The organism is Alkalicoccobacillus murimartini, from assembly GCF_030813245.1.
GTDB classification, from domain to species: domain Bacteria; phylum Bacillota; class Bacilli; order Bacillales; family Bacillaceae_D; genus Alkalicoccobacillus; species Alkalicoccobacillus murimartini.
In genome coordinates this window covers 28,474-43,935 of the sequence record NZ_JAUSUA010000005.1, presented here as the reverse complement: position 1 = coordinate 43,935, position 15,462 = coordinate 28,474, and the positions used below count along the sequence as shown (strand labels likewise).

The 15,462-nt window shown below is 37.9% G+C and carries 17 protein-coding genes; 8 read left to right on the top strand and 9 right to left on the bottom strand.

All coding sequences use genetic code 11. From position 1 onward, the window contains the following. Positions 1 to 6 precede the first annotated feature (6 nt). The 4 genes from J2S05_RS15220 to J2S05_RS15205 form a co-directional block, all read right to left on the bottom strand. A complete protein-coding gene (locus J2S05_RS15220) occupies positions 7 to 483 on the bottom strand; it encodes a PH domain-containing protein (protein ID WP_306984276.1) in 477 nt (158 codons plus the stop codon). A gap of 14 nt (positions 484 to 497) precedes the next feature. After that, the gene (locus J2S05_RS15215) at positions 498 to 1,307 is read right to left on the bottom strand and encodes a hypothetical protein (RefSeq protein WP_306984275.1); all 810 of its coding nucleotides are present in this window, start codon (positions 1,305 to 1,307) and stop codon (positions 498 to 500) included. 466 nt (positions 1,308 to 1,773) lie between these two features. After that, the gene (locus tag J2S05_RS15210) at positions 1,774 to 3,855 is read right to left on the bottom strand and encodes a T7SS effector LXG polymorphic toxin (protein ID WP_306984274.1); all 2,082 of its coding nucleotides are present in this window, start codon (positions 3,853 to 3,855) and stop codon (positions 1,774 to 1,776) included. Further along, entirely contained in the window at positions 3,855 to 4,130 is a 276-nt protein-coding gene (locus J2S05_RS15205) for a TIGR04197 family type VII secretion effector (protein ID WP_306984272.1), read from the bottom strand. The genes J2S05_RS15210 and J2S05_RS15205 overlap by 1 nt, the downstream gene beginning before the upstream one ends. 906 nt (positions 4,131 to 5,036) lie before the next feature. Between J2S05_RS15205 and J2S05_RS15200 the strand changes: the two genes are divergently transcribed. The 3 genes from J2S05_RS15200 (at position 5,037) to J2S05_RS15190 (ending at position 6,842) form a co-directional block, all read left to right on the top strand. After that, positions 5,037 to 5,234: a hypothetical protein gene (locus J2S05_RS15200; protein WP_306984271.1), complete on the top strand. Its 198-nt coding sequence runs from the start codon at positions 5,037 to 5,039 to the stop codon at positions 5,232 to 5,234. Between the two features lie 1,034 nt (positions 5,235 to 6,268). Next, a complete protein-coding gene (locus J2S05_RS15195; protein ID WP_306984270.1) occupies positions 6,269 to 6,409 on the top strand; it encodes a hypothetical protein in 141 nt (46 codons plus the stop codon). A gap of 205 nt (positions 6,410 to 6,614) precedes the next feature. After that, positions 6,615 to 6,842: a hypothetical protein gene (locus J2S05_RS15190; protein WP_306984268.1), complete on the top strand. Its 228-nt coding sequence runs from the start codon at positions 6,615 to 6,617 to the stop codon at positions 6,840 to 6,842. A gap of 172 nt (positions 6,843 to 7,014) precedes the next feature. On the opposite strand, the gene J2S05_RS15185 is transcribed toward J2S05_RS15190, so the two are convergent. The 3 genes from J2S05_RS15185 to J2S05_RS15175 form a co-directional block, all read right to left on the bottom strand. Then, the gene (locus tag J2S05_RS15185) at positions 7,015 to 8,046 is read right to left on the bottom strand and encodes a cytochrome d ubiquinol oxidase subunit II (RefSeq protein WP_306984266.1); all 1,032 of its coding nucleotides are present in this window, start codon (positions 8,044 to 8,046) and stop codon (positions 7,015 to 7,017) included. 17 nt (positions 8,047 to 8,063) lie between these two features. Beyond that, the gene (locus J2S05_RS15180; protein ID WP_306984264.1) at positions 8,064 to 9,416 is read right to left on the bottom strand and encodes a cytochrome ubiquinol oxidase subunit I; all 1,353 of its coding nucleotides are present in this window, start codon (positions 9,414 to 9,416) and stop codon (positions 8,064 to 8,066) included. A gap of 155 nt (positions 9,417 to 9,571) precedes the next feature. Beyond that, positions 9,572 to 9,727 (bottom strand): FbpB family small basic protein, encoded by a 156-nt coding sequence (locus J2S05_RS15175; protein ID WP_306984262.1) that lies wholly within the window; start codon positions 9,725 to 9,727, stop codon positions 9,572 to 9,574. 250 nt (positions 9,728 to 9,977) lie between these two features. On the opposite strand from J2S05_RS15175, the gene J2S05_RS15170 reads away from it, so the two are divergent. Both J2S05_RS15170 and J2S05_RS15165 read left to right on the top strand, forming a co-directional pair. Then, a complete protein-coding gene (locus J2S05_RS15170) occupies positions 9,978 to 10,124 on the top strand; it encodes a hypothetical protein (RefSeq protein WP_306984260.1) in 147 nt (48 codons plus the stop codon). Between the two features lie 130 nt (positions 10,125 to 10,254). Next, complete coding sequence (locus J2S05_RS15165) at positions 10,255 to 10,623, top strand: hypothetical protein (protein ID WP_306984259.1); 369 nt, start codon at positions 10,255 to 10,257, stop codon at positions 10,621 to 10,623. Positions 10,624 to 10,930: 307 nt separating this feature from the next. Here the strand turns inward: J2S05_RS15165 and J2S05_RS15160 are convergent, their stop codons facing one another. Continuing rightward, positions 10,931 to 12,103, bottom strand: coding sequence for an MFS transporter (locus J2S05_RS15160; RefSeq protein ID WP_306984257.1), 1,173 nt, complete (start codon positions 12,101 to 12,103; stop codon positions 10,931 to 10,933). Between the two features lie 103 nt (positions 12,104 to 12,206). On the opposite strand from J2S05_RS15160, the gene J2S05_RS15155 reads away from it, so the two are divergent. Next, the gene (locus J2S05_RS15155) at positions 12,207 to 13,004 is read left to right on the top strand and encodes a YfkD famly protein (RefSeq protein ID WP_306984255.1); all 798 of its coding nucleotides are present in this window, start codon (positions 12,207 to 12,209) and stop codon (positions 13,002 to 13,004) included. An 11-nt stretch (positions 13,005 to 13,015) separates the two neighbouring features. Here the strand turns inward: J2S05_RS15155 and yfkAB are convergent, their stop codons facing one another. Continuing rightward, positions 13,016 to 14,137, bottom strand: coding sequence for a radical SAM/CxCxxxxC motif protein YfkAB (gene yfkAB, locus J2S05_RS15150; RefSeq protein WP_306984254.1), 1,122 nt, complete (start codon positions 14,135 to 14,137; stop codon positions 13,016 to 13,018). 177 nt (positions 14,138 to 14,314) lie between these two features. On the opposite strand from yfkAB, the gene J2S05_RS15145 reads away from it, so the two are divergent. Beyond that, entirely contained in the window at positions 14,315 to 14,518 is a 204-nt protein-coding gene (locus tag J2S05_RS15145; RefSeq protein WP_306984252.1) for an SE1561 family protein, read from the top strand. After that, a complete protein-coding gene (locus J2S05_RS15140; protein WP_306984250.1) occupies positions 14,515 to 15,159 on the top strand; it encodes a histidine phosphatase family protein in 645 nt (214 codons plus the stop codon). The genes J2S05_RS15145 and J2S05_RS15140 overlap by 4 nt, the downstream gene beginning before the upstream one ends. The last annotated feature ends 303 nt before the right edge of the window (positions 15,160 to 15,462 follow it).

Here is a 15,462-nt window from a genome sequence, read left to right as displayed (position 1 = left end):
CCTCCGTTAAAATGGTTCTTGAGATCTTGTAAGGTTTGGAACTTTTTCCTGTAATTCTTTTATGAATTGTTCCTTATCTTTCGGAGTGATCTGAACAAATGGTCTTTTATCATCTTTTAAGATGATCGTTACACCTTCACTAAAGTTTGTATTAACACGTAAGCCAAAAGAGTTAGCGGACTTTGCGATATTTTTTATGCTAGAACTAGTTGAGTGCACGGTATTCATTGTTTCATATTTAACGATAAAATCCTTAACTCCTGTTTTAATTAAAAGATGATCGTCATTTAGATTATACGAAATTTTAGGGATTTTCCTAATTATCATGGGAACGCCTATACCTACAATAGGTATACCTATTGTTCTAAAGAACAAACCTCTAGGGGAATCGTCAAAAAAAGTATAGATAAACGCAGTAACAGCAGTAAGTAAGAATAATGTTAAAAATATGATGAATTTCTTGTCAAAACTTGTTTTATACAATTCATTCACTACCTTTACAATGTTTCTAGTTGTACAAAGTGTTTTTTAACTAGTTTCATACACTTACTTAACCAGTCACTTGAGCTTTTCAAAGTGAAATGAACCAGTATATCTTCATTTTCTTCAATATATTCCACACACCAAATACCATCATTCGAATTCATGAAAAATAAAATATCGGTCATTTGTAATTCATTTTGATTTTCGCCTAAGTAGAATCGGCTAACATTCTGAAGTTCCCAATTATGTTCTTTTAGTACATGAATGAATTGATCAAACGCTCTTTTTTCATCAGGCTTATCAATTTCACTTTGAATATTTTCTGAATTTGATGATTCGCTCAGTAAGTCAAATTGCTCTGTCGAGAGTGTAAAAGACAATTCTTCTATAGTTGAAGGATCTTTAAAAGCATAAAACGATTTAAGATCTTTGTTAGCATCTGAGACAGTTACTTGGCCAAATTCGTGAATGATATCATGTGAAACCACATGCTCTATCCAATATTCTTCCGTTAATGAATGAAGTAGGAAAGAACGTCCTGCTTGAATATCTACAAATCGTAGTAAATAAGAAGAAGTAGCATAGTCCCGGATGAATTCTTGCAAATCTTCACTTAGAGGAATCTCATCATTAGCCGACTTCTCAAGATCCCAAACTCCTTTTAGAATAAGTTGATGCGAGGCACCATCAATTAATGTATTCCAAGATTCTTCTGATTTCTCTCCAAGCATACTTTCTCCTAAACCTCTAGCTGTTTCTGAAAAACCGCAAAGGGTGAGGAGGAGGATAAGTTCTTCTGTTGTGCAGGTTAGTAATGGTTTCATAATCATCATCCTTTTTTAATTTGAAATTAGATGTTTTCCATAAATCTAAGTAACCCAAAAGATTCAGCTATAGGCATTAAAACTCCAAATAGAAGCAAAAATGATATAAAAAATCCTATACAGTAAAATAATTTTGTTATCCAAAATGAATATCTTTTTTCAAGTGCTTTATATGATAGGTAAGGTAAACTAAACAAACAAACATAAATAATATGAGCAATCCAATCTGATATATTTTGAGGATTCTCATTTCGAAACATATTTATGAAATTTGTAAGTATTTTAAGATTACCTAGAAAAAGAAATGCTAATGCAAAACTAAAATGACTTGTTACTAAACCAAAAAAGACAAGTACTAATAAGTAATTCATTTAATTCTCCAATCTAGAATTCTATAATGCAAAAAGTTAGCCAATCTTAATGAATCTAAAAGTAGATCAAATTTGTTCGAAAATCACATCTACTTTTAGTTCAACCAACTTACTACTGAAGATCCTAAATCTCCAAGTTTATCTTTTGCATCAGACAAGGCTCCTTTTGCATCAGACAAGGCTCCTTTTGCAGCATCTTTAACTTTACTTGCTTTTTCTCCTACGTAATTAACAGCCTTTTCAGCTGCATCTTTAACGTAAGGTGCAGCTTTGCTACCAATCTTTCCTCCTATTAAAGAACCGAAATAAGCCCCCGCCGCAGTACCTAATACTGGAATTGGAATAAATGATCCTACTGCTCCACCTATATATCCTCCAATTACAGCTCCACCAACTTCTGTAACAGCCCCAGCTCCAGCTCTTGTTCCTTTAACGGCAATTGTTTTTCCATCGTTACTAGGGTCGGTTAGTTCGCTTAGATGAGTCATTCCTGTTAAAGTATACCCAGCAGGACCAAGTAATTTTACAAACCTAGAGTTTACTAATTTTCCTCCCTTATCAACTAATTGATCTTTTGTAGTGTTTAAACCTTTTGATAGAGCATTCATTCCTTTATTAATATAAGGAGAAGCGGCAGTTTTAACACTATTAAAACTGTTTTTGGCGTGGTTAATACCTTGGATAGTATTTGTTTTAAGAGAAGATACTTGATTTCTAAAAGCTTGAACCTTATCATTATTTAAAAATCGAGAGACTGCATTATCTGTGAAGGTATTAATCGTATTTTTTAAATAATTTTTTTCTATATCATAAATTCTACCTCCAATATTCTTTGCTGAGTTAAATCTGTCTTTAGCCTCTCCTAATACTGATAATCCCTTGCTTGTAGCACTATTGAAACTGTTTTTAACTGTATTTAATAAAGAAGGAATAGGAGCAAAATTATTCTCTAAAGCATATTCTAACAATTTAGAGCTATTATCAAGATTATTAACCCATTTCTTTGCAACATCAATCGCCCCATACACATCAAAATCATTCGCTTTGTTAGCTAACGCTTGCGCATTAGGATTCAATGCCAGCTGAGCTGCGCCTTGTAATAAATAGCCTGAAGCCACGCCAGAAACGCTATTCATTACATTTTTTGCTAAATTTACTTTATGACTAAATTGTAGGGCAGCACCTGCAGCGTCTTTTGCTTTCTGGCTAAGTATATCCTTCGCTCCTGCCTTAAACACGTCTGCAATTTTATCAGAGTTTTTCATGAGAACTCCGAACGTACCTAGACGACGCATGTACGATTGTCCGAATTCGGTACTAGCCAGAGTAGATGCTTGGTTTATAATAGATGATCTGGCCGAAGAAACGGCACTGTAAAGGATTTTGTCAGTGGTTTTCAAGCCAACACCAGAAGCAGCCAAAAAAGCCTTTGCAACAGGGTGAGAGGAATTAGCCAAAAAATGATTAGCACCCATTAAGGTAAGAGCTTCTTGGTATCTTCTTACTAGGTTTTCTTTACGAACTTCCTTCCATTCGGCGGTATCTTTTACTGAGGAACTATTAAAGTTAGATATAGAGATACTTCCAGATGTTAATTTCGAAGTCATAGTAGTTAGATAGTTTTCTAGGGCTACTATACTATTACTAATATTCTGCTGAGTTTGATTAAAAGACGAATCTTTACTATACAATAATTCAAGAGTAGTATTTGCTTCTTTAATTGAATGGTTTAGACCGTCAATGATAGAGGTGTAGTCAAAGTAAGGCAGACTTATCACGTCACTATACTCACTTGAAAGGCTCATTAATCCTTCACCATGATTCTCCGCAGTACGCTTAAGGTTCTCAAGTTGATTTTGAAGGTCATTTGAAAGAAAGTCTTCTCTAATTGCAGCCATACTAGAGAATTCACCATTCAATTCACTATTCATCGTTTGCAGACTCGTTGCAAATTCATTCATGACACTATCAAGCAACTCAATAAATGGGTAGTGGACTTCTCTCCAAAAAGCAACAACATTTCTAGAGGTTGCCCCTTTTTGGCTACTTAAACCAGTTACATTCGTTTGTAAGGTAGATTTAAATGCAGTAAGTTGTTTGTTCTGGTTGTTGGTTTCTGTTGATATAGACTCTAACATTGGTAATACGTTAGCTGCATCGAGTGATTTTTGGCTCATTATCTTTTAATCCCCTCCGCCACCTGCTCTTCTGCTTGGCTAAATTGTTCTACGAGTGATTCGATTTGCGTGCTATTGGTTTCTACTAAGGACTTATATTGTCTAACGACTCTTTGTAAATCAACTAAGTTTTGTTTGACTAAGGTGATGGAGTCGAGCTCTGTCCATCCCTCGTTATAGACGGTTGCAGTAGGTTCTAGGTTCTGGGAGCTGGTTCGGATGTTGCTTACGTTTAATTTTTGTAGTTGGGGGTCTAATTTAATTTCATCGCTCACCTCGGGGTAACTCCTTCCACTGATATACAGTTACTGTACAGTATTTCCTTCATTGTATTACCTTAATATTCATATCTAAACCTAATTTTTCTATTATTTTTATATTACTGGATAATAATGATGTTTTCTATCGTGCAAATGTCCTTTTTAGACATTATTTGTCATGTTTTAGGGGGGCTTTCATCCCATACAAAAATAAAAAACGACCGAACTTTGGGTGAAAGTTCGGTCGTTTTTCCTATTACTTCGAAAGATACTCTCAGTCTTAACATAATTTTTTGGAATAGGCTTCTGCTTTTAATCGAATTTACCTGTACTTTCTAAGTAAGGAGCCACCACACCAAATAGAAATAATCCCAAAATAAAAAGCAAGCGCTATAAATTAATGAAGTGTTTAAATTAGAGAACCTACTAAATAATAACCTATATGGCGGGTAAACAAGGCTCATAGTAACAATATAAACTCCATTACATATACATAATTATCATCCTCATAAATCAAAGAATATTATTTAAAACAACCAACTACAGTCGAACCATCACTGTTTCTTGGTAACCGCAATGGTTAAGGGGGAGAGTTATTTCTAATGTGTTACAGATTAGTTTACATAAACTGATACTCCCTATAAAATTTAATAGATAAGATTCAGTTAAAAATAAAAATATGTCCTTTGATTTATCAACGATACATTTACAATGAGTATGTGATAACTTTTTTCGTCTTCGTATTTGTGCTTCTAACAAAAAAACTCTCTTCACCTGAAAGTCTATTTATCTTTAGCTAATTCTCGATCTAAAGAACTTCTTAACGTCTGAAGTCTACTAGTTTGATCCGTTATTCGATCCTGTGAGTTTCTTGCAGGAGCCGGTAATCATATAGCCATTAGCGAAAATGCTCAAACCCTTATGAAAAAAGTAAATAGATTTCAGGCATTGATGAGTAACCCGGCCATGATTGCAGATGGGCTTATGGCAAAAGGAAAAAATATTTTAAATAGCAGAGCAGGTAGAATAATTACTGATATGATTGCGTTAGATGAAAGAGTAGAGCACACAAACAGGCAAGGTTTAATGCTGCCAAAGATGCAACAGCTAGCTATATAAATAAAACGCAATCTAACTTATAGTTAAGGATATTGTAGGTGACAAGTCCTCTCAAATTTTAATGTAGGCGATGCTACCAAAAAAGGATTAAATAGTTTTAATAATCAAGTTAAATCAACCTTCAATAACGCAAAAAATGCAGCAGCTCCTTATATTGATAAAGGTAAAAATGCAATAGGGAGAGGATTGAATGCTGCTAAGAATCAAATTGTTGATAAAGGTATTGAAAGATGTCAGGGCGGTAGGTCCGGTTGGTAAAGGACTGTGTTGTCGCACGGATCAGAATTTAAAGAAGATAAATCTTTTGGAGTTAACTTTTCTAGGTTTAGTGCTGGAGCAGTTACTGATTTAGGTGTAACTGGTGTAGGTGCAGCGATTGGAGGCGCCTTGGGTACACAGCTCTCATTCCGATTCCTGGAGTAGGGACTGCAGGAATTGCATTTGTTGGTGGTGCAGTCGGAGGGAAAGTTGCAGACAAAATCGTTCACATGCGAAAGATGCTGCTGAGTATCTAGTTTCTGGAAAAGCTTTTAATGATGCAAAAACTGCTGTGACTGAAACGGCAAGTAAAGCTGGAGAAGCTTTAGGAAATTTAGGTTCAACAGTTACTGGTTGGTTTAATTAAATTAATTTGAGATTGGAGAAATAAATGTACTTTCTATTTTTAGTGTTTATTTTTTATACGATATCTTGTCATTTTGCTTTTGGATTTATTTTTTTCTGTGTAGGTAATCTTAAAACAGTTGAAAAATTTATTGATATTTTTAGATTTCCAAAGCCAGCTACATTAGAAGAAAAGATTTTACACCCTATTTACCTTTGTTTTTTTTGTATTCCACATGTTTCATACCGGTACTTAGAACAAAGATATTCGTTCATAAAGCTAAAGTTAATTTATGGATCTGTACTTTTCATTAGTATAATTGGCTTCTATGGAGGGGTTGTCCCTTTCATGGAATATATCGGTGTATTCAGCCCTCTTGAGGATTAACTTAAAAATATTATAAAGTTCAAATTTATAAAGTACGATAACTATGAAACCAATATTAACCTGCTCGACAGAAGAACTTGTCCTACTCCTCACTTTATGCGGTCACCCTGAAACAGCTAGAGGTATGGGAGAAAGTATGCTTGGTGAAAAATCAGAAGAAGCGTGGAGTATAGTAATTAATTGAGCATCTCATCAGCTCATTATGAAAGGTGTATGGGATCTCGAGTAATCAGCTAAAAATGAAATTCCTTTGAGTGAGGATAGGCAAGAATTTATTAATGATTACGCAACGTCATCTCATTTATTACGCTTTGTAAATCTAGAGACGAGACGTTCGTTCTTACTTCATTCTTTAGCAGAAGACTATTGGTTTGAACATGTGGTGTCTCATGAAATTATTCATGAATTTGGTCAAGGTACCAGAAGCTAAAACAGACCTAAAGGCATTCTATTCTTATCATGAGTCACCCTCACTCAAAGAGTTGTCCTGTACACTCTCAACTGAGCAATTTGATTTACTTAGTGAATCAACGAATTTAGATACTGTTCAAAGAGGATTTGATAATCTTAATGAAAAAAAAGCATTCAAATCAGGTAATATTATTTGTTACTTTTAACCAATTTTAACACAAAGCATACTCGTAAGAAACTCTTGATCTGTGACAGCATCGTCAGAAAGTTTATCAGATACCTGTTTTAACATACTTAACACTTTTTTAGGGGGGCTTTCATCCCACACAAAAATAAAAAACGACCGAACTTTGGGTGAAAGTTCGGTCGTTTTTCCTATTACTTCAACAAGTACCTCTTATCCTTCATAAACAGTCTCCAGAACCAGATGAAAACGGGGATGAGCACAGCCATTCCTCCAGCGTAGCCGAAGAGAAGGAGCCTGAACATAGTTTCATTGGTAAAGGCCTCTTGCACTGTTACATCAGGATAAAGTAAGTAAGGGAGCTGAGCAGAGCTGTAAGCGAAGCTAGCTAGTCCAAATTGGATAATGATAAAAATTACTGCGTAGCGTGGCTGTCCCACTTTTCGTTTGGTTTTGGCGGGCCACCATAGAGCACTATAGCCAATGATGAAGGCAAGGAACGATAAGCCGAGTAACACTAAGCGCCAGTTCTCTGTAATGTTTTCAAACATCCAGGGAGCGTGGGGGATGAGTGTAAAGATGGCCGCTACGGCAAAAGCAAGGGTGATGGGACCGAGAGTCATCGCATTTCGTCTGTAGGTGTGATACGTTTCCATCGAGTTTGCTTCACGTGCATAGTCACTTAATAGAAGAGACGAGAGAAAAAGCTCTGTTGCAAGGCCGAATCCAATATGAGTATAGAAGGTAGAGCTTGAGAATAAACGGTCTACTAAAATATACTGATTGACGCCATCGTCCATAATATAACCGCCGATTGCAGCGGGGAGAATGGTGATTAGCAAGGCTGGAATTAAAAGGCCTGTAGTACCAGAGAAGATTGTAAAGAGTCTCGAATATTTTTTTACACTGTGAGAGTACACCATAAAAGCACTACGAATGGTGAGAAGGATTAACACCAAGCAGAAAGGCACAATCATCAGTGTGCCGAGAGATGAGGCACCACCAGGGAAAAAGCCAACAAAGGCTACAACCAACAAAACAAGAAAAACATTGGTCACTTCCCAAGAAGGGGAGAGGTATCTGTTGGCAATACTTGATGATTCCGTATCGGTTCTATTCTGGTAATACATAGCCCAAAATCCGGCACCAAAGTCAATGGAACCTGCTATGGAATATATAAATAGAAAGGCCCAAATGATGATAAGGGCAATGTACATGGAGTCCATCATTTTCGCTCCTTTTTTTAGCTGTTAAGCTGTTCACCTGAAGAATGGAATTCGTCTGACACGGGATTACGTTTAAAGTAGAAGTACATGACCAAGGCTGTAAGGACTAATAAAAAGATATATAGCACGGAGAAAAGGAAAAATAGAATCCCAAGGTTACCCGAATTGGTTGCAGCATCTGCCGTACGCTGAATGCCATAAATGGTCCAGGGTTGTCTTCCGGTACAGCTATAGATCCAGCCTGTTTCAATGCCGATGACAGCTAAAGGTCCACAAGCAACAAATGCGGCTAATAGCCATTTTGGATAGATGATGCCTTCTTGCTTGCGTCTAACAAACCAAATAAGAAGCCCAATTCCTGATAGTCCGAGAAGGGTGAATCCGATGGCTACCATCACGTTAAAAAGAGTGTGAATGAACAAAGGTGGCCATTCATCTTGTGGAAATTCATTCAGTCCTTGGATGACCCCATCTGTCGAACCAGTTGCAATCCAACTGAGCATACCGGGTATCTCAATTCCGCCAATGACACCTTCTGCTTCTATACTAGGTGTGCCAAATATGGTGAGGGCAGCATTGTCTGTTGTATTAAATAACCCTTCTGATGCAGCAAGTTTAATAGGTAATTCCTCATAAAGCATGACGGCCGTTTCGTGGCCTGATAATGCTGTGTAGGAGGACATGATAAAGGCCACAATGAGGGATAAGAATAGACCTTTTCGATGATAAGATGTTTCTCTTTCAGTAATGTGAGTGTTTAGCAGTCGATAGGCCGCAACAGCAACAAGCACAAAGGCTCCTGTCATAAAAGCTGTGCCGACAACATGGTTCGCTGTAACTAAAAAGCTTGGGGCTTTGATTGCAGCAAGTGGGTCAACATTCACCACCTGGCCATCCACTAAGTCAAAGCCACGTGGGGTATTCATCCAGGCATGTGCGTTTGTAATAAGAATAGCGGAGGCGGATGCACCAAATGCGACAAAAAAGACGGCAATCAAGCGAGTTACTGGTCCAAGTCGATCCGCTGCATAGACATAGATTGAAAGGAATAGGGCCTCTAAGAAAAAGGCAAAGATCTCAATCTGAAAAGGTAACGCAATGACCTCGCCTACGATCTCCATAAAATGTGGCCAAAGTAGTGAGAGCATAACGGCAACAATCGTTCCAGATGGTATCGCCACTCCGAGTAAGACAGCTGCTCCTTTTGTCCAACGCTTGGCAAGCAAAGCATAGTCATCATCCTTCTTAACTAATCTCATGATCTCTGCTAACAAGATCATAAGAGTAATGCCAACCGTTAATGTAGCGAATATAATATGAAAGGCCATGGATGATCCAAAAAGCATTCTTGACAGTAGCACACTATCCAACGTATTCAACCCTCTCAAACGTAGTTGATTTTACCTTGTGTAAAAGAAGGGTAAATATGCACAGAAATAGGAAGTTGATTTAAAAAGGCATCAAATTCTATAAAGAAGCACACAAAAAAAAACGCCTAGATCCAAGGATCTTAAGACGTGTTTGACTATTTTTGTTCTGCTTTTCGAAGTTTTTGCAATTCTTTTTTGGCATTTCGTTCATCTAAACGATCATCCAGGCGATTCAGTGCATCTTCATCATTTAACAGTTCTAAGCGATTCTGATCCATAAGATCCTCAAACCGAACAAATTGTTTTCTCATATCTATCACCTAACCATTATTTTAGTGTATAGATACAGTATAGCACGTAAGATTATCTTTCAAACATAAAATTATGACAATTTTTAAAATTAACTAACAAAGTCGAAAAAGCGCGAAATAACAACGTGATATTTAGGCTTTACAAATTGAGCGAAAATTGGTACTATATTTTTAATAGCAAATGGAAACGGTCTTTTTTTATAAAAATGATCTGAGCGAGTGTTCAGTCAGATGAGGTGGAGGAGATTACATGACCATGTCAGAGAAAAAGCGGATTGAACTAATTGAGAAACAAATTGAGCAGATGTCTTCAGAGTTGAAGGAACTAAAGAACAAGTCACACAATCAATTCGAGACATTAGAAACAGATGAATTGCTTGTTCAAGCTTATAATTAATAAGGATAAGAGCAACGGCTTAAGAGTAAGCTGAGTTGCTCTTTTTTTGTTGCTAAAAGGGACATGCCTTTCTTTTTGTATTGAATTCTTGATATGATAAAGAAAGAATAGGTCTGAGGAGGAATCATAGTTGAAGAAGAAGTCATGTTCATCTGGAGTATGCAAGTCTTTAATTATTGGCGGAGTAGCAGTTATTGGGATTGCAACCGTCTTATCAAAGAAAAAATGGCGTGATCAGCTCTGTGAAGAGGCTCAAAACTTAAAATCAGCCACTTCCGAAACCTTTGTTTTTATTCGAGATAATCGAGAAGAGATCATTGATCAGGTGAAAGAGACAGCTAATGAGGTGTCGGTCATTATATCAGATCTATCCGCCGATTTTAAAAAGCTTTCAGACACAGCTAATCATATTCGTATCAGCTCAAAAGAAGCGATTGGATCGGCTAGGGAAGCTGCATTGGAAGTTAAATACTTAAAAAATCATCAGGATGAAGAATAATAAAATCAAACACGCACATACTATTTTTACGGAAGGCGGTTTAACTGCTTCCGTACCTGATTTCGTTTATGTTGATGTTCAATATGCAATAGGATAGAACCGTTTTGTTAGTACTACTTCTTACGAGGTGATACGAATGTACAGAGACGATGAAGTTCAACATTGTTTTTAACAAACAATGAAGAAGTGAGGTGTCCCTGTGAAGGACAATAATCGATTCGACCCCAAATTGTAAACTGAATAAGTCTTCATACTTTCGATTCAGGAATAAGAAACGGCAGCTATACGCTGCCGTTTTTTTTTTTGATTAAATTGTTTGTTCGACTGATTTCTGACGGAAAAGAAACCCAGACGCCACAAGTAAAAGTAGCATGCTGCCAATTGAATAATAAATACTTCCTTGGTCAAATAAATCAATGAACCAACCACCAATTAGAGGTCCGGTCATGCTTCCAAGTCCAAAGCTAACAGCCATCATAACATTAGCTGTTGGCAAAAGCTGAATCGGTACCAGGTCAGCCATATAAGCGACACCTAAAGAATAGAGTGACCCAACGCAGCCTCCACCTGTTAGAAACAAGACAAACAAAATAGTGGGTGAGTGCTCAACGGCAATCATAAGGAAGAAGCAGACGCTTCCTAAGAGTGCAATCGTAATTATAATGATTCTCCGACCGAATTTATCACTAGCAAGGCCTAAAGGAAGTTGCGTCAGTAGTCCTCCAACAACAAAAGCTGGAAGGAGCAAAGAGACCTGATCTATGCCGAGTCCTGAGCGGAGGGCATACACAGGGAAATTTCCATGGAGTGAGGCTTCTAAATACCCATAAGCAAATCCAGGGAGTAAAGAGAACCAAGCCACTTTCACCACGGCTCGATATCGTTCCCACGTGGTTTTGGGTCCTCGGGTATCTATATCCTCACTTGGGAATTCATTAACCAGTCTGGAGACAAACAACCATGTCACAAACGTTAAAGCAGCAGATATAACAAAGGGTAGCCACTCAGCGATCAGTAACAGGTTGATCATCAAGGGACCGCAACCAAATCCAAGTCCAAAAGCAAGCCCATATATTGAGATATTCCGGCCACGATTTTTGGCTGTGCTTGTTGATGTAATCCAAACTTGTGTCGCAAAATGAACCATATTATCAGCTATACCTATGATTAGACGCAAGACAAACCAGAACCAAAAGAACGTCCATAATGGAAGCAGAAGCAAACTAATTGTCATGACAATTAGTCCGAGGGTAATGACAGGCTTGTATCCAAACGTGCGCACAGGTCGTTCAATAAAAGGGGAAGCAAGAAGTATACCAATGTATAACGCCGTTGCATTTAACCCATTTAATGAAGAAGATACGCCGGCTTCTTCTAACATTATTGATAATAAAGGCAGTAGCATGCCTTGAGCAAAACCCGCAATCGCCACCATAACAATGAGCATAGCAAACCGATAACCGGGATGATTTTTCTTCATCTAAATAAACCTCCATACAGACAATACGGACGATGGATCCATTACATATTTTCTGGTGACTTGGTGAAAACTACTTCCATAAAAAACAGGAGGTAGAGATCGTATGAAACGACTTGCATTGATACCCTTATTACTAACGTTATTGCTTCTCTCTTTTCAACCAATTGCTCATGCAGAGGAAAAGGAAAAAGCAGAAAATCCATACAACATTCCTGATTCAGCTTTATCTATTTCAAAAGAAAACACATACTCAAATGGCACACAAGACCTGCCTTATTTACAGCCAAGTGAGCTTGCACAGGAGTTTCTTGATTCAATTGAAGAAAAAATCACAAATCCAGACCTCATTCGATTACTCAATGAATCTCATGTAGGCAACCCATGGCTTGGACTTGGACTTAGAGTTTCTGTCTATCTTGGAGACTGGCCACTGGCTTATGAGTCAGCGGGTACAGAAGTGAACTGGCAATACCAAAAGGTTAATACGAATTATTTAGATAATCGTGGTGCTAGTGCTCCCGCGCAAATGACCTATGCTCAGGATCAGCAGATGAAAGTATCAGGTGGATTATCCTCTTCCATTCCGAATGCAGAAGCTGTGCGTAAAATGATGATGATTCATGCTGGTGAAACAACGGGATTGCCATTATCTTTTGATACGGTGATTGGTCAAGGCACACGTAAAAACCAGACCTACAATGTATCCACACAGCAGGTCGGTTATTTGCATAGTTACGTCCCAGCTGTTCGAGAAAAAGGAAATGTAACGTATGGCGAGGTTTATGTTGTTGTTAAAGGCGGCAAAAAAAGATTAGAAATTAAAAACATAACCGAACAGGGAATAGGAGCTTGGATTCCAGTACAGGACTATCTTTCATTTACGTATATGGCCAAGAATTAACCACACATCAATTAAAGAGAAAGATTTGAACTGCGTTTTAAGAAATCGACAGTTGGATAATAAGCATCTTTTACTAAGATATTAGGACCAAGACATTGCACAGCAGGACAGTGGCATTGAATAGAGCGACCGATGTCTGAGCTCATCCATGTGTCATAAGCCTGCTGTAATGATGTAGTCTTTACATTTCCAAGTTCAGGTGTATCACCAAAATCAGTGACAATGATAGAGCCATCAAATATATTAATATTTAATCTTGAACGCCCATCAGGGTCATTACGAACGGTCACATTTTTAGCGCGATATAGCTTCTCTTGTAAAGCCAAATCATCAGGGTGATCACTACAAGGATAAAACGGAAGGGTACCAAACAACATCCAAATATCAGGATCTCGTGTATCAAGTAGTGTGTGTATGCCTTTCCGAATATCTTTAAGTGATGCTGCTTCTAATGCGCTAGCAAAGTCAGCAGGGTACATCGGATGCACTTCATGGCGCTGACACCCCATCTCAACAATCTGTTCATGAATTTCCTTTAGATGAGGAATGGTGCGTTTGTTAATCATCGTCTCAGCAGAAACGAGTACACCACGACGAGTTAACTCTTGAGCATTTTCCACCATTCGATAAAAATAAGCCTCACGTTGTTTTAGACTTGGTTTCTTCTCCATCATCGCAAAACCTATTTCAGTGAAATCTTCAACACTACCATAATTATGAGAGATATGCAGAACATCAAGATAAGGGAGAATGGCTTCATACCGTTCCAACTTCATGGTAAGGTTAGAATTTATTTGAGTGCGAATTCCGCGACTATGCGCATATTGAAGCAACGGTACCACATATTCCTTGACTGATTTAGCAGAAAGCATAGGTTCACCGCCTGTAATACTTAGGGCGCGTAAATTTGGAAGCTCTTCTAAACGATCAATAAATACTTGTAAGGGTAATGGATCTGGATCTTTATGACTTAATGTATAGCCAACTGCACAATGTTCGCATCGCATATTACAAAGTGTTGTTGTGGTAAATTCAACATTTGTTAAGGCTAAATGTCCATATTCTTTTATATCTAAATAGGCTTCCCATGGATCGTTCTCGGGAGTAATTGGATTATTTGAGGTCTTTAACACAAAAAGGTCTCCTTTATTAGCCGTTATGATGCGGCTTGTAACAAGATATCTGTTATATCATAACGCAAATTATCGGAAGTTAAAAGTTCTCAATATATTTGAGCTATGTGTATGATTCTGTTAAGCTTCTTAGAAGTAAATAGCTTAAGAGCGTTTAAGTACAAAGGAGTGTCGAGTATGGGTGGAGCGGTACATGATAAGGATCAACAACTTCAATATTTAAAAAACAGACTTCAGCTTATGATCACTTCACTTGATTCAATGGATCCAGAGGCAGCAGAGCCAGGAGAGTTGGAGCGTTTTCTAGAAATGATTGAACAGATTGAAATGAAAGCTGTTCAATTTAAAAAGGAATGGGAGAGGGAAGGGAAGTCTACATGAAATTATATTTAATTCGACACGGAGAATCAGTGGGAAACCTTGAAGGGAAAATTCAAGGATCAATGGATTTTCCGTTGTCCGACCTCGGAAAAAAGCAAGTAGATCTTATTAGTGCGTATTGTAAAGAAATTAAATTAGACTACATATATAGCAGTGATTTGTCCAGAGCTCATGAAACAGCAAAAAAAATCGGTGCAGCAACGAATCTAGAGGTAGAAACGTGGGACAAAATCCGAGAGGTCTATTTAGGGCCTTTACAAGGACTAACTCGAGATGAAATAAAAGAAAAATACCCCATTACGATAAAAAAATCAATCATCACCTCAGGAATTACTGGAACTGAGTCGGAAAAAGAATTAACCGAGCGGTGCCGAGTGGTATTAGAGCAACTGAAGCAAGCTTATTCTAATGAGTCGGTTGCCCTTGTTTCTCATGGAGGCTTTATCAGTATCCTGTTGATGTACATTATGGCAGGAGATAACTGGCCAAGCTTTCACCGTCCATTTGTGATTGGCAATACAAGTGTCACTCTTATTGAATGGCCAAATGGTGAGGAACAACCTTACTTGCATTACACAAATAGAACGGCTCATTTGGACTCATTGGAAGCGGAGCAACACGCCAAAAAAGGCATATTATAAAGAGCAGATGGCAGACTGGACATAACCATACTTACGATATGAAACGACGAACAATTTGAATCGTGCATAGCTAAAACCAGCGTAGGACATACATGTAGACTCCTATGGGAGTAAAGGCCAGGGTGAGACTTCGCAGTGCGTAAGCACAAGGAGGCTCACCTGCACGCCCACGGGTGCGGAGTGTATGTCCGAAGCGGTAGCCCCACTCTCTTATTTTTAAATGACAAAACCCGAATCATTATGTGAGTTAAACAACATAATGATTCGGGTTTTTAGATAGCTAAAACAGTTCTGTCCGAGCCC

Bases quoted from the DNA above. Each gene is read 5' to 3' on its own strand.
- J2S05_RS15195 (WP_306984270.1), top strand. From the start codon at position 6,269: ATGAAACCAATATTAACCTGCTCGACAGAAGAACTTGTCCTACTCCTC.
- J2S05_RS15215 (WP_306984275.1), bottom strand. From the start codon at position 1,307: ATGAAACCATTACTAACCTGCACAACAGAAGAACTTATCCTCCTCCTC.
- J2S05_RS15185 (WP_306984266.1), bottom strand. From the start codon at position 8,046: ATGGACTCCATGTACATTGCCCTTATCATCATTTGGGCCTTTCTATTT.
- J2S05_RS15160 (WP_306984257.1), bottom strand. From the start codon at position 12,103: ATGAAGAAAAATCATCCCGGTTATCGGTTTGCTATGCTCATTGTTATG.
- J2S05_RS15210 (WP_306984274.1), bottom strand. From the start codon at position 3,855: ATGAGCCAAAAATCACTCGATGCAGCTAACGTATTACCAATGTTAGAG.
- J2S05_RS15190 (WP_306984268.1), top strand. From the start codon at position 6,615: ATGAAATTATTCATGAATTTGGTCAAGGTACCAGAAGCTAAAACAGAC.
- J2S05_RS15140 (WP_306984250.1), top strand. From the start codon at position 14,515: ATGAAATTATATTTAATTCGACACGGAGAATCAGTGGGAAACCTTGAA.
- J2S05_RS15175 (WP_306984262.1), bottom strand. From the start codon at position 9,727: ATGAGAAAACAATTTGTTCGGTTTGAGGATCTTATGGATCAGAATCGC.
- J2S05_RS15155 (WP_306984255.1), top strand. From the start codon at position 12,207: ATGAAACGACTTGCATTGATACCCTTATTACTAACGTTATTGCTTCTC.
- J2S05_RS15200 (WP_306984271.1), top strand. From the start codon at position 5,037: ATGAAAAAAGTAAATAGATTTCAGGCATTGATGAGTAACCCGGCCATG.
- J2S05_RS15145 (WP_306984252.1), top strand. From the start codon at position 14,315: ATGGGTGGAGCGGTACATGATAAGGATCAACAACTTCAATATTTAAAA.
- J2S05_RS15170 (WP_306984260.1), top strand. From the start codon at position 9,978: ATGACCATGTCAGAGAAAAAGCGGATTGAACTAATTGAGAAACAAATT.